Source organism: Flavobacterium hungaricum (genome assembly GCF_015182285.1).
GTDB lineage: Bacteria > Bacteroidota > Bacteroidia > Flavobacteriales > Flavobacteriaceae > Flavobacterium > Flavobacterium hungaricum.
This window is the reverse complement of record NZ_PRDM01000005.1, coordinates 570,486-584,238: the sequence shown is the minus strand read 5'-3', so window position 1 is coordinate 584,238 and position 13,753 is coordinate 570,486. Positions and strand designations below refer to the sequence as shown.

Sequence of the window (13,753 nt, the reverse complement as noted above, 5' to 3'; positions counted from 1 at the left end):
TATTGAAGTTCTGTATTGAAGTTCTGTATTGAAGTTCTGTATTGAAGTTCTGTATTGAAGTTCTGTATTGAAGTTCTGTATTGAAGTTCTGTATTGAAGTTCTGTATTGAAGTTCTGTATTGAAGTTCTGTATTGAAGTTGTGAATAGAGAGTTTTGCTTTGAGGATATTGTGAAAGTAAATGAAAACGTTTCACGTGGAACGTATAGATTTAAATGTTGTATTTTGAAAGTTTTGAATTGAAAGCTATGTTTGAAAGTTTTGAATTGAAAGTTTTGAATTGAAAGTTTTGAATTGAAAGTTCTGAATTGAAAGTTCTGAATTGAAAGTTCTGAATTGAAAGTTCTGAATTGAAAGTTCTGAATTGAAAGTTCTGAATTGAAAGTTCTGTTTAAGAGTTCTGCTTTGAAAGTTATGCTTTGAAAGTTATGCTTTGAAAGTTCTAAGTAGAGAGTTCTGATTAGAGAGTTTTGAAGTGAAGCTGTGAATTGAAGCTGTTAATAGAGAGTTTTGCTTTGAGGATATTGTGAAACTAAATGAAGACGTTTCACGTGGAACGTATAGATTTATACTTTATGCTTTGTAAATTTTAAATTGAGAGTTGTGAAGTGAGAGTTCTGCTTTAATGATTATGGTGAAAGTAAAAGGGAACGTTTCACGTGGAACGTATAAATTGAAAGTTCTGTTTTGTGAGTTTTGATTAAAAGTTTGAAAATTAAGGTTTGTTGTGAAGTAATAGAAATGTATTTCAATTGAGAAACATGGATTGAAAGTTTGAGATTTACGATTTGATAAAAAATATGTTTCACGTGAAACATATTTCTTTCGTAGATCTATTTGCAGATTCAGATCTGAACTTGAAACGTGAAAGCTGAAAGAATAAAAAAAAAGATATATCTAATTCTAATAACCGCTATTGTGGTTATTAGAGAATAATAAAATAAAATGTTTTTAGAAGAATATGATGTTATTGTAGTTGGTGCAGGTCATGCAGGTTCTGAAGCCGCGGCAGCGGCCGCAAATTTAGGATCAAAAACTTTATTGGTTACAATGAGTTTGCAGAACATTGCACAAATGTCTTGTAATCCGGCTATGGGTGGAATTGCAAAAGGACAAATTGTTAGAGAGATTGATGCACTCGGAGGATATTCTGGAATTGTATCGGATCGAACGGCTATTCAATTTAAAATGTTGAATAAATCAAAAGGACCGGCGATGTGGTCTCCAAGAGTTCAAAGCGATCGAATGCGATTTGCAGAAGAATGGAGAATGATGTTGGAGAAAACTCCAAATCTCGATTTTTATCAAGAAATGGTAAAAGGGCTGATTATTGAAAACGGAAAAATAAAAGGAATTAGAACTTCGCTTGGTGTAGAAATCAAAGCGAAGTCTGTTGTTTTAACAAACGGTACTTTTTTGAATGGTTTGATCCATATTGGAGAAAAACAATTTGGAGGAGGAAGAGCAGGCGAAAGTGCTGCAACTGGAATCACCGAGGATTTAATTAAAGCTGGTTTTGAAGCAGGAAGAATGAAAACTGGAACACCGCCGAGAGTGGATGGACGTTCTTTGGATTATTCTAAAATGAATGAAGAAAAAGGGGATGCTAAACCAGATAAATTTTCATATTCAAATTTGACAACTCCGTTAACGCATCAACGTTCTTGTTACATGACGTATACTTCTTTAGATGTTCATGATATTTTGAGAGAAGGTTTTGATCGATCTCCAATGTTCAACGGAAGAATCAAAAGTTTAGGACCAAGATATTGCCCATCGATAGAAGATAAAATAAACCGATTTGCAGACAAAGAACGCCATCAATTATTTGTGGAGCCAGAAGGATGGAATACTTGCGAAGTTTATGTAAATGGTTTTTCTACATCACTTCCAGAAGATATTCAATTTAAAGCTTTGAGTTCTGTGGCAGGTTTTGAAAAAGTAAAATTCTTTAGACCAGGTTATGCAATCGAATATGATTTCTTTCCGCCGACGCAGTTAAAACATACTTTGGAAACGAAGCTAATCGAAGGATTGTATTTTGCTGGACAAATTAACGGAACAACCGGATATGAAGAAGCAGCGTCGCAAGGATTGATGGCAGGAATAAATGCGCATTTAAAAGTGCACGAAAAAGAGCCTTTAATTTTAAAACGCGATGAAGCTTATATTGGAGTTTTAATTGACGATTTAATTACCAAAGGAACAGAAGAACCTTATCGAATGTTTACTTCTCGTGCTGAATATAGAACACTGCTGCGTCAGGATAATGCCGATTTCAGATTGACGCCAATGTCATACGAAATTGGTTTAGCGTCTGAAGATCGTTTACGAAGAATGGAAAGAAAATTAAACGAATCTGAAAAGATGGTTTCGTTTTTTAAAGAAACAAGTGTAAGCGTTGCAGAAACAAATCCAATTTTAGAATCAAAAGAATCTGCACCAATTTCGCAGGGAGATAAAATGTTTAAGATTTTCTCTCGTCCGCAGATCGAACTAGAAGATATGTTGAAATTTGAGAAAGTTTCTAGTTATGTTCAAGAAAACGATTTGGATGAAGAAATCGTAGAACAAGCCGTAATTCAAGTTAAATATTCTGGATATATCGAGAAAGAAAGAAATAATGCGGATAAACTAAATCGTTTAGAAGATGTAAAAATTCCAGAGAATTTTGATTACAATAAAATCAAATCAATGTCGATAGAAGCAAAACAGAAATTAACCAAGATTCGTCCTGTAACCATTTCGCAAGCTTCAAGAATAAGCGGCGTTTCACCAAGTGATATTTCGGTGCTTTTGATTTATATGGGAAGATAATTAATTTCAAATTTTAAAGTCTAGATTGATTTGGATATCTTAATTCACTAATCTAAACTTAAAATTTGAAAACTGAATTAAAGTTGTTCCACGTGAAACGCTGTAATATAAAAATAAAATAAAATCTAAAAATGAAAATCTATCGTTTTTAGATTTTTTGTAAATTAAACCAAATACCTAGAGAATTAAAAAATGAACGTTTTAAACAAAAAACATTTTCTTACTGTAAAAGATCATTCTGTTTCTAAAGAAACTTTTGATTTGTATCATGACGAAGAATTAGATATGCTGATTACTTATCCGCAGCCCGAACTTCAAAATCTTGGCAAATATTACGAAAGCGAAGATTATATTTCGCATACAGACAACAAACGTTCATTATTTGAAAAAGCATATCATTTTGTAAAAAATATTGCGCTTCAAAATAAACTGAATCTAATTAACAGTCAGCAGCCTCAAAAAGGAAGGATTTTAGATATTGGTGCTGGAACAGGAGATTTTCTTCTAACTGCAAAAAATAATGGCTGGGAAACAATTGGAGCAGAACCAAGCGAAAAAGCAAAAAATATTGCCAAACAAAAAGGGATCTCTTTTGTAGAAGAAATTAGCACTTTAGAAAACGGTTCATTTGATGTAATTACAATGTGGCACGTGTTAGAACACGTTCCTGATCTGGATGCTCAAATACAAGAATTAAAGCGATTATTAAAACCAACTGGAACATTAATTATTGCGGTTCCAAATTTCAAATCGTTTGATGCAAACCATTATCAAACTTTTTGGGCAGCTTATGATGTGCCGATTCACTTTTGGCATTTTTCTAAAAAAGCCATTCAATTACTTTTTGAAAGAGTAGATATGAAATTAGAAAAAGTGCTTCCAATGAAATTTGATTCGTTTTACGTGAGTCTGCTTTCAGAAAAATATAAGACAGGAAAAATGAATTATATAAAAGCATTGATCATTGGTTTAAAATCAAATTGGAAAGCTGGCAGCACAAAAGAGTATTCGTCGCATATTTATGTTTTAAAAAATAAATAGAAACAAAAAGACGTATTTTAAAAGCTATTTTACATTTTACTGTGAAATAGCTTTTTTGCATTTGAGAAGAATTGAAAAAGCATTATATTTTAACGATAAAGGGGGGTTATGGGAATGTTTTTTATGATAAATAAAAACAATATCATAAAATTTGCGCATTTTTTAAAGTTTATGCTGATGCTATCGTTTTTTTTATATTTTTGTCTTCAATACTTAAAAAAAATAGAATTATAAAAAATGAAAAAAGCATTAGTTATTATCGCACTTTCAGTTTTCGCAGTTTCTTGTAACAAAACAGCAGAGGTAAAGGAAGTAAAAACAGCTTACGTGGATACTTCGGTTTTGATGAAAGAGTACACTGAGGCAAAAGATCTAGAAGCAAAATACAAAGCTCAAGCGGAAGAAAAAGGAAGACAATTACAAGCTGAAATTTCACGTTTTAAACAAGACGCTGCTAATTTTCAAAGCCAGGCGCAGGCAAACGGTCAGGCATGGGCGCAGCAAAGAGGTGCTGAATTACAAAAAAGAGAGCAGCAGTTAGGTTATGCTCAACAAGCATTGGCACAACAACTGCAACAAGAAAGCGGAGTAGAAATGGATTCTCTTGTTAGCGGTGTTAAAAAATTCATTAAAGAATACGGAAAGAAAAACGGTTACTCTTATATCTACGGAACTGGAGATGCTGCAACTGTATTATATGCTGAAGACAAATACGACATCACAAAAACAATCATTAAAGAATTAAATGATAAATACAAAGCAGAGCCAAAAACAGATGCTAAACCAGCAGCTAAAGAAGGCGAAGAAGCAAAGAAATAAACTACCAAACTAACTAAATTACTGAAAACCTAAATCCACAAAGATTTAGGTTTTTTCTTTTTATAAAATGCGGTAATTTTATTTTTTAATACAAGCCCAATGCAAAACGTTTCAGAAGCGGCAGCTTACACATTACAATTCATCAATCAGACACAAAAATCCATTTTTCTTACGGGAAAAGCTGGAACAGGAAAAACTACGCTTTTGCGGGAAATTATAGAAACCACGCATAAAAATACAGTGGTGGTTGCACCAACGGGAATTGCTGCCCTGAATGCCGGAGGGGTTACGATTCACTCAATGTTTCAGCTTCCCTTTTCTGCATTTATTCCCTCGTACGAAGCGAACGCCCAATTTACAGAAACCGTTAAGTTTGAAAATAAAGAAACGCTTCGACGCCATTTCAAAATGAATAATCTGAAGCGAAACGTAATTCGAAACATGGAACTGCTCGTCATAGATGAAGTCAGTATGCTGCGGGCAGATCTACTCGACGCGGTAGATTTTATGATGCAGACCGTCCGCAGAAATACACAGCCATTTGGCGGCGTTCAGGTTTTGTTTATCGGAGATTTATTGCAATTGCCTCCGGTTATTCGCGATGAGGAGTGGCGAACGCTGAAAAACTATTACCGAGGCAAATTCTTTTTTCATTCTCACGTATTGCAGCAATATCCGCCGCTTTACATCGAATTGTCCAAAATATACCGACAAACAGACGATGCATTTATTTCGGTTTTAAACAATTTGCGAAACAATCAGATCAGTGCGCAGGACATAGAGGTTCTAAATCAGTATGTTAAGCCAGATTTTGACTTCAAAGAAAACAAAGGCTACATCACCTTAACAACCCATAATGCCAAGGCGGATTCTATTAACTCACAGTCAATCAATGATTTGGATGGAAAAGAATATATTTACACGCCTTTTGTGGTTGGAGATTTCCCAGAAAAGATCTTTCCGGTCGAAGAAGAATTAAAACTGAAAGTCGGAGCTCAGATTATGTTTGTTAAAAATGATTTGTCTTTTGAAAAAAGATATTTCAACGGAAAAATGGGTGTGGTCAAATCTTTGTCTGATGAAGAAATCTTTGTTCACTTTCCAGAAGAGAACATGACACTGGAAGTAGAAAAATACGAATGGAAAAATATTCGATACAAAGTCAACGAACAGACCAAAGAAATCGAAGAGGAAGTTTTGGGAACTTTTGCGCACTATCCGATCAAACTGGCGTGGGCGATTACAGTTCATAAAAGCCAAGGTTTAACTTTTGACAAAGCAGCGCTTGATGTATCGCAAGTTTTTCTGCCCGGCCAGGCCTATGTAGCACTTTCGCGTTTACGTTCCTTAAATGGGCTCATTTTGCTTTCTCCGATGAGGATGAATGGTATTTCTAACGATCAAGATGTGATGGATTATGCTTTGAATAAAGCTACCGAAGAAACCTTGAAGAACTCTCTTCACTTCGAAACCAAAAATTTTATTCACAACTATTTGATAAACAGTTTCAATTGGAGCGAACTGGCACAGGAATGGCGCAATCATCGTTTTAGTTATAACGAAAATGCAGCAGGATCAGAAAAATCAAAACATTCCGTTTGGGCGCACAAGCGTCTTGAGACCATAGAGCAGCTTTTAGACCCTTCGCAGAAATTTATAATACAGCTTAATAAAATTTTCACAAAAGATACCGTCGATTTGTTTTTTGTAAAGGAAAGGGTAGATGCCGCCTACGATTATTTCCATAAGGCGATGGATAAACTGGTCGAGGATTTGATGTATAAAATGGCTGAAATTCAAAAATTCAAAAAGGTAAAAGAGTTTTATGAAGAACTCACAATTTTGGAGGACTTGCAGACAAAAGCGGTTTTAAGATTGATGAAAGCCAAATTGTTAATGGAAGTAGTAGTTTCTGGAGAAGCGATCTCAAAAGAAAAACTTTCATCGCCGGTAATCAAAAACTACAAAAGCAGCAAAACAGAAAAGATCCGCGATGAGCTTAAAATAACAAATACAGACATTTTTAGAGAAGATGTGCCAGTTGTTCGATATAAGTCAGCTAAAGCAACCAAAAGTGAGCTTAAAACGGCTAAAAAAACGACTGTTGAAGAAACGCACGATCTATGGCTCGAGAAAAATTCTATTGAAGCTATTGCAAGAATGCGTAAATTAACGGTACAAACCATTGAAACACATTTGATAAAACTAATTCAGGCTAAAAAAGTGGATATTAATGAAGTTTTACCGTACGATAAGATTTTAGCACTTCGAGAAGCATTTCAATTTTATCAAGAAGAATCTTTGGGCGGTTTGAAAGAAAAACATGGCGATGAATTTACCTGGGACGAACTAAAAATGTTTAAAGCGAGCATAAATTAATCTCAGAAAATAGTCCCACGTGAAACAGTGCACTTGTTTTTCAAAAGTCTAATTTTTAATGCAATAAATCATTTTATATGAGAATTTTCAAAGCCTTACTAGTTATTTTATGCTGCTGTTCGTCATTCGCGAATGCGCAGGAACTCAAACCAGATTACCAAAAATTTGTTTCTAAATTTATTCAGGAAGTCAAAAGCGGAGACAAAGAAGCGATTGCCAAACGGGTGCGTTATCCGTTAAAGCGCGATTATCCCATTCCGTCAATAAAGAACAAAACAGATTTTATAAAAAGATATAATGAAATGTTTGATAAAGTTCTGACTGAAAAAATTACCCAATCGGATCCTGCAAAAAATTGGGAGGAAGTCGGCTGGCGCGGTATAATGCTGAACCAAGGCGACATGTGGATGGATACAGATGGAAAAATAATTGCAATCAACTATCAGTCTGAAGTAGAAAAGAAACAGAAAAATGCATTGATTGCCGCGCAGAAAAAATCGGTACATGCATCCATTTCAAAGTTTAAAGAGCCGGTTGCTGTTATAGAAACTTCCAAATTTAGAATTAGAATCGATGATCTGGGAAACAACAATTATCGTTATGCTTCATGGTCAGTAAAAAAGAAAATGACCGATACACCAGATTTGATCATCGAAAATGGTACTTTTTTTGCCGACGGAACTGGAGGCAATCATCATTTCGAATTTAAAAAAGGTAATTTTAGATACGAGTGCCATTTTATCGTTTTAGGAGAAAGAGGAACAGCTCCGGCAATGCTGTTTATTTATCAGTCAGAAAAGGAAATACTTTCTCAAGATGCCAAGATTGTTCCACAATAAACAAAAAAGCCTAATTCTTAATGAATTAGGCTTTTTTAGTTATATTGCAGAGAGTGCTTTTTCGAGTTCTTTTTCCTGAGTGATTTGTGTTAATTTTAGTTTCTGGATTGTAACCTCGTTTTCCTTGATTTTCAGTTTTTGTTTTTGAACTTCTACATCAGAAACAGAATTAGTGTTTATTTTTTTCTCAATTTTCTGATTTTCCACTTCCATTTTACTGATTTTTTCTCGGGTGGTTTTTAGCTTACTTTCAGACTTGTCCAGATCTTTCTTTTTAGATTCCAATTCTTTTTGCTCTTTTTTCAGCGCTTTAATTTTATCATCTAATTTGTTTTGATTTTCCTTAACGATTTTTTGAGTTTCGGCTTGCGATTTTTTCAATGCAATTTCTTGTTGTGAAGCGATTTGTGATTGGGCAAAAAAGGTTTGCGAATTAAGTAATACTACTAAGGCGAAGAGTTTTAAAATTTTATCCATAAATTATAATTTTTAGGGACGAATTTATGATTTCAAATCCTGAAAAAATACCCGACAAAAGTTTAATAACAATAAAATAAGACTAAAAGCGGACTTCAATTCTGGTTTTCAATTTACGTTTTAGCTCCCGCCAGCCCAGCTTTGTGCAACGGGAATATTAGCGGCGGATATTTGTAACTATCTTATCTGTTTAATGTTGGGAGCCAATTTTTTAATATTTTTTAAAAAAAACGACTGAAAATTGATTTAAGAATAAGAGAATAATTTTAAAAAAAAGAGTGAAAATATTTTCTCTTTTGGCTTGATAAAAGAGAAAATATTTTTCTGTTTTGGGTTATTCCAATTTTTCAGCAAAGCTGAGAATATAACCGTTTAGATCTTTGAGGTAAAACTCATGCATGCCGTACCAGGTTTTTTTGAGTTCGGTTATTTCGAGGTTTTTGTTTTGAAGACTTTGGTATAGATTTTCGATGCCTTCAATTTCCATGTAGAAAGAAACGCTGGCTCCAATGGGCATTCCTTCAGAAAAAACAACATCCGTTTTAAAATTGTCCGAACGCTGTATCATAATTTCTGCGGCGCCTTGCTGCATCATGGCATAGACATATTCTTTGTCTTCAAAAAGAATTTGGTCAACACCATCCTGAGTTTCGGGAACAGCCATTACTAATTTAAAACCGAAATTTTCGGAATAGAATAAAACAGTTTTTCGGATATCGCTTACTTCAAAATTGGGAGATAATTTGCTTATTTTCATTTAAATAAAATTAAAAATTAAGCCCGAAAATTATTTTTATTCGCGGGTTGATAATTGTAAAAATCGGTCATTTTTATTTTTGTGAAGCTCTTTTGGAGTAGCACCAGTATATTTTTTGACTTCTTTGATAAAGTGAGCCTGATCAAAAAAATCTTCTTGCGGCTGGAGACTTCCCAAAGCAATTTCGCCATAAGCCGCATTACAGCGCACGATCTTAAGAAACTCTTTGAGCGGAATACCGAACTGGGAATTAAAATACCGGTTAATCTGCCTGCTGCTCCAGAAAATTTGGTCAGCAAGTTCGGCGACTGTTTTTGCCTTGTGCTGATAAACAAGATCGAATAATTTTATTTTTCGACCGTCAATTTCATTTAGCTGCTGGATTTGAGTATGTAACTGCTGTGCTATTCCAGCAGCAAACGTTTCAAAATCATTACTGCGGTACTTTTCGATGTTCCAAAATGAAAAAGCTAGATTTTCGGCCGAATCCAGCACAGATTTAATCTCTGACTTAAAAAGATACTCAATTGCCAGAATTTTGAATCTAACGGCAAAAAAAGTGGTATTTTTGGGTATTGGGATGTCTTTTGGCTTTGTCCATATTCCAGTAAGCTTTACAGTAGTTAGAATTTCGTTTTCAAATTCGGCAATCAAATCAAAATAACCGTCGGGTAGAATAGTGTGCTGTACTTCGCTGTCGGTGGTTTGATAAAACCAGAACGACTTTACGAAAGTGCTTAAAAATCCGTTAGGTTTAATTTCTTTATAATTGCTCATGGTTTCGATTCGGTTTTAATATCTCAATTTCGTAACCCATCGCAGACAAGTAAAGCAATCCATCCTGTTTTTCTAATAGATCAATTCCTGTCCAGCCGTTTTGTAAACCTTTTAGAATCAGTTGGCGGATCAGTTTGGGTTCGTTGAGATTTACAATTTCTGTGGTATTCGATAGTTTGTTTATCAGTGCAACACCCGATTTCAATTGCTGGCCTGCATACGGATGGTCAATTGTCAGAAAGTCGAGAATTAAAGGTGTCTTTTTATGACCTTCCAAGAAAACTTTGATGGTCAATGTATTAGTCTCCGTATTAGAATGGTATTGGTCTGTTACGATATACAAATATTGAAAACCGTTTAAGATTATTTTACGAAGTTTATTTTTCATCGAAACGTATGTTTTTCCAAGTGCTTACGGCCCAATCCAGATCGGCTTTTTCGTCAAAATAAAAAACGTGGTAAAGCAATTCTTTGTCGACTATAGAAAATCCGTAAAGTACATCGTAAGTTTTCTGTCCGTCAGTTTCTTCAATCAAGTAGCCAATTCGTAAAACAGCAGCATCAGAAAATTCAAATCGCTGCAATGTTTTAGAGCGGCTTTGGTCACGGTTTTCAATCTCTTGTAGATAATCTTGATAAAGCTCGTTCTTACTTTTATCAGATTCCCATACCACTAACCGAAGTGATTTGTCTCCAGTAGTAAAAAACAATGTTCCGTCTTCTTCCATCGAACCTTCAAAAAGATTATTGATTTCGATGCTCCATTGATCAGTCAGCTGCTGGGTCGTCATGTAATCATCTTCCAAATCAAAATCGGTTACCTTGTACCATTCCGAATCATCATCTTTTCTTTCATATACAGAGCCAACTCCTTTCAGTAAAATCTCTTCTAGCGAAGGGTCGATTTTGAGAATGGTTGAAGGATGGTAAATTCCAGCATTATCTGAGTTATCTGTATGCTCTTCAGATTCAGATCCAGAAAAAATTCTCCAGCCGCTGTCTTCGGGGCGTGTTCTTTTTTCACGATACAAAAAGTGAGGTTTAATGTTTTGATCAACAACCATTTTTGAAACCATAAGCCCGCCTATTTCTGGGAAATGATCAAAATTATTTTCTCTTTCGGTTTGTTTCTTTTTAAAGATTTTCATGATTATCGGTTTATAATAGCGGCACAAGAATGCTGTGATGTTAACGTTTCGCGTGGAACGTAAAACTATAAAAATCCAATTAAAAAGAGTTTATCATGTTGAATACATTTCAAATGCATGAATTTTTAAATCTGCTTCAAATAGATTTCCAACGGGTTAACTTTGGATTTCCATCAAAATTTAAATTTTACTTCGGAAGTTGTTGTTTTTTAAAAGCAAATGTCAAAAAAAATTAACGCAGATTTTAGTACAAAATAATAAATTATGTTCAATGATGTAGTTTCTTAATCGAAAACAGAAAAAGCCAAAAAAAATCCCATTCTTTCGAATAGGATTTTAGTATAACTATAGATTTTCAACAAGAATCCAAGCATCGGGATTTTCGCCTTTTTGAATTTCTTTTTGAGCTTGTTCTGCCTCGCGCATTGTGGCATAACTTCCATAAACGACAGGAAATAATCCGTGTTTGTCTTCGCCAAGCATTCTGGCATTGTAACCATCTTTAATCAATTGATTATATGCTTTTTTTGCATTTGCTTCACTTCTAAACGCTCCAGCCATAATGTGGTACGGCATGGTTGGTTCTGCTGTTTCGACTTTTACAGAATCTACAGAAAGTGTTACTGCGGGAAGCGGACTTTTGATGAAGAAAGTAGCCTCTTGAATTTTGTTCTGCACTTTTTTCTGAACCGCTTTTTCTACTACAAGCGTTTGATTATCGATTTGGTTTTGATACAAAGGATAACCGATACTTCCGGTTATACCAAGACCTAAAACAAAAATTGCCGCATAGCGTAAAAACGGGTTAGAAGTTTTCGTTTCTTCATCATCAGATTTTAAGGCAATTACCTCTTTTTCTTTTGAAGATAATTTTTCAACTTTTTTCTCAAAGATTTCTCTTTTCACCATTGGAGATACAAACGGACTTAAACCAAAAGAGGCAGCAAGAAAGTTAGTTTGATCGTTTGGTGTAAAAATGATGTTTCGTTCAGAGTTTAAACGAATCTCACCTATATTTTTCAGTAGAATTACACCATTCTCGTCCAAAGTTTTCTGCCAGCTTAAAACCTCAAAAGCAATAGCACTTACAGCAAAACCATAAGAAGTTTTTTCTGCATGTGCAATATGATTGGCCAAAAGACCGTCGTTGTTTTTAATACGGCTGTTGAAAGAAACTGTTTTTTTTGGCGGAAAAAACGAATTTGTGCTTTCATTAAGCTGAGCCGAATGACTTTCGGTTAAAAAAGCACCAAATCCAGGAACCGTTACACACTGATAACGGTACAATAACTGTGAAATATAAAGTTCGATTTTCATATCAGCAAAGTTATGCATCCCGTATAGTTATCAAAATTTTATTCACAATTTTTATTAACAATTGGAATAATTTTATAGATACTTAATTAACAATTAGTTGTGTTTATAGTTATTATCAAGAATCGTAAATAAACAATTTTTATGTTAAAATTTATTAAGAAATTACTTTGTTTATCGCATATTTGCCGATCGAAAGAAGCTTTTCTGAAACTCTATTTTACATAATGTTTTTAAAAATGAACGAGCAAGAATTATTTTATTTATTAGCCTTATTAAAGATTGAGGGAGTAGGGGATATTATGGCAAAAAAGCTGCTGCATTCCTGCGGTGATGCCGCCGCAGTTTTTAAAGCAAAGAATACGCAGCTGGCTGGAATTGATGGAATTGGAACAATTTTACTGAAAAACTTAAAAGACAAAACAGTTTTTGAGAAAGCCGAAGTAGAGCTCAATTTTATAAAATCCAATCAGATTAATACTTCTTTTTATTTGGATGAAAGTTATCCAGAACGACTAAAACATTGTTTCGATGCCCCTGTTTTACTTTTTACCGCTGGAAATATCAATTTTAAAAATAGGAAAATAATTAGTATAGTGGGCACACGCCAAATCACGAGCTACGGGACAGAATGCTGCAAAAAACTGATCGAAGATATTGCACCGCTGAACCCCATAATTGTGAGCGGATTTGCATATGGTGTTGACATTGTCGCGCATCAAACAGCTATGGACTTAGGTTTGCAGACGATTGGAGTCTTGGCTCATGGATTGAATCACATTTATCCGAGAACGCACAAAAAGTACATGGCAAAAATGGAAGAAAATGGTGGTTTTATAACGGAGTTTTGGAGTAACTCAACCCCAGACAAAGAAAAATTTGTGCGGCGAAACCGAATTGTAGCGGGTATGACGGAAGCGACTATTGTAATCGAATCTGCAGACAAAGGCGGTTCGTTGATAACAGCAAATATGGCCAACGAATACAATCGAGATGTTTTTGCTGTGCCTGGAAGAGTGACAGACAAATACAGTCAAGGCTGTAATAATTTAATTAAAACTCAGAAAGCAAATGTTTTAACCAGCGGCGCAGATTTGATTTACATTCTCAATTGGGACATTGAGACAAAATTGCCTGGAATTCAAAAACAGCTTTTTATTGATCTTGATCCTGACGAGCAGAAAATCTATGACTTTCTATTAAAAAACGGTAAAGAACTTCTGGACATTATAGCGCTCCAATGCGATTTTCCAATCTTTAAAATGTCAGGAATTTTATTGAATATGGAACTAAAAGGCGTAATAAGACCTTTGCCTGGAAAACTTTTTGAAGTTATTTAACGCAGAAAATCTTATTTATTTTTTAAAATGTCTATATAGTTTGTAT

General features: G+C 34.5%; 13 protein-coding genes. 6 read left to right on the top strand and 7 right to left on the bottom strand.

Translation table 11 applies throughout. The features are described 5' to 3' along the window. Positions 1-195, bottom strand: a 195-nt coding sequence (locus tag C4F50_RS21860; RefSeq protein WP_194140770.1) for a hypothetical protein, incomplete at its 3' end; no start/stop codon positions are given. Positions 196-944: 749 nt separating this feature from the next. On the opposite strand from C4F50_RS21860, the gene mnmG reads away from it, so the two are divergent. The 5 genes from mnmG (at position 945) to C4F50_RS21835 (ending at position 7,894) form a co-directional block, all read left to right on the top strand. Further along, on the top strand, positions 945-2,816 hold the full coding sequence (gene mnmG, locus C4F50_RS21855) for a tRNA uridine-5-carboxymethylaminomethyl(34) synthesis enzyme MnmG (protein WP_194140769.1): 1,872 nt from the start codon (positions 945-947) through the stop codon (positions 2,814-2,816). Between the two features lie 192 nt (positions 2,817-3,008). Then, positions 3,009-3,857, top strand: coding sequence for a class I SAM-dependent methyltransferase (locus tag C4F50_RS21850; RefSeq protein WP_194140768.1), 849 nt, complete (start codon positions 3,009-3,011; stop codon positions 3,855-3,857). Between the two features lie 237 nt (positions 3,858-4,094). Then, on the top strand, positions 4,095-4,676 hold the full coding sequence (locus C4F50_RS21845; protein WP_194140767.1) for an OmpH/Skp family outer membrane protein: 582 nt from the start codon (positions 4,095-4,097) through the stop codon (positions 4,674-4,676). A gap of 99 nt (positions 4,677-4,775) precedes the next feature. Beyond that, positions 4,776-7,055: a helix-turn-helix domain-containing protein gene (locus C4F50_RS21840; protein ID WP_194140766.1), complete on the top strand. Its 2,280-nt coding sequence runs from the start codon at positions 4,776-4,778 to the stop codon at positions 7,053-7,055. Between the two features lie 77 nt (positions 7,056-7,132). Next, positions 7,133-7,894: a hypothetical protein gene (locus C4F50_RS21835; RefSeq protein WP_194140765.1), complete on the top strand. Its 762-nt coding sequence runs from the start codon at positions 7,133-7,135 to the stop codon at positions 7,892-7,894. A 39-nt stretch (positions 7,895-7,933) separates the two neighbouring features. Here C4F50_RS21835 and C4F50_RS21830 read toward each other — a convergent pair whose 3' ends face one another. The 6 genes from C4F50_RS21830 to C4F50_RS21805 form a co-directional block, all read right to left on the bottom strand. Further along, on the bottom strand, positions 7,934-8,371 hold the full coding sequence (locus C4F50_RS21830; RefSeq protein WP_194140764.1) for a hypothetical protein: 438 nt from the start codon (positions 8,369-8,371) through the stop codon (positions 7,934-7,936). Positions 8,372-8,705: 334 nt separating this feature from the next. Further along, on the bottom strand, positions 8,706-9,128 hold the full coding sequence (locus tag C4F50_RS21825) for a VOC family protein (RefSeq protein ID WP_194140763.1): 423 nt from the start codon (positions 9,126-9,128) through the stop codon (positions 8,706-8,708). Between the two features lie 36 nt (positions 9,129-9,164). After that, the gene (locus C4F50_RS21820) at positions 9,165-9,905 is read right to left on the bottom strand and encodes a DUF6597 domain-containing transcriptional factor (protein WP_194140762.1); all 741 of its coding nucleotides are present in this window, start codon (positions 9,903-9,905) and stop codon (positions 9,165-9,167) included. Continuing rightward, positions 9,892-10,293 (bottom strand): hypothetical protein, encoded by a 402-nt coding sequence (locus C4F50_RS21815; protein ID WP_194140761.1) that lies wholly within the window; start codon positions 10,291-10,293, stop codon positions 9,892-9,894. Before C4F50_RS21815 ends, C4F50_RS21820 begins: the two co-directional genes overlap by 14 nt. Then, a complete protein-coding gene (locus C4F50_RS21810) occupies positions 10,283-11,053 on the bottom strand; it encodes a DUF2185 domain-containing protein (protein ID WP_194140760.1) in 771 nt (256 codons plus the stop codon). The genes C4F50_RS21815 and C4F50_RS21810 overlap by 11 nt, the downstream gene beginning before the upstream one ends. Positions 11,054-11,398: 345 nt before the next feature. Continuing rightward, positions 11,399-12,370 carry an HU domain-containing protein gene (locus C4F50_RS21805; RefSeq protein ID WP_194140759.1) on the bottom strand — a complete coding sequence of 324 codons (972 nt, stop codon included), beginning with the start codon at positions 12,368-12,370 and terminating at the stop codon, positions 11,399-11,401. Positions 12,371-12,606: 236 nt separating this feature from the next. Between C4F50_RS21805 and dprA the strand changes: the two genes are divergently transcribed. Continuing rightward, a complete protein-coding gene (dprA, locus tag C4F50_RS21800; protein ID WP_194140758.1) occupies positions 12,607-13,707 on the top strand; it encodes a DNA-processing protein DprA in 1,101 nt (366 codons plus the stop codon). Positions 13,708-13,753 lie beyond the last annotated feature (46 nt).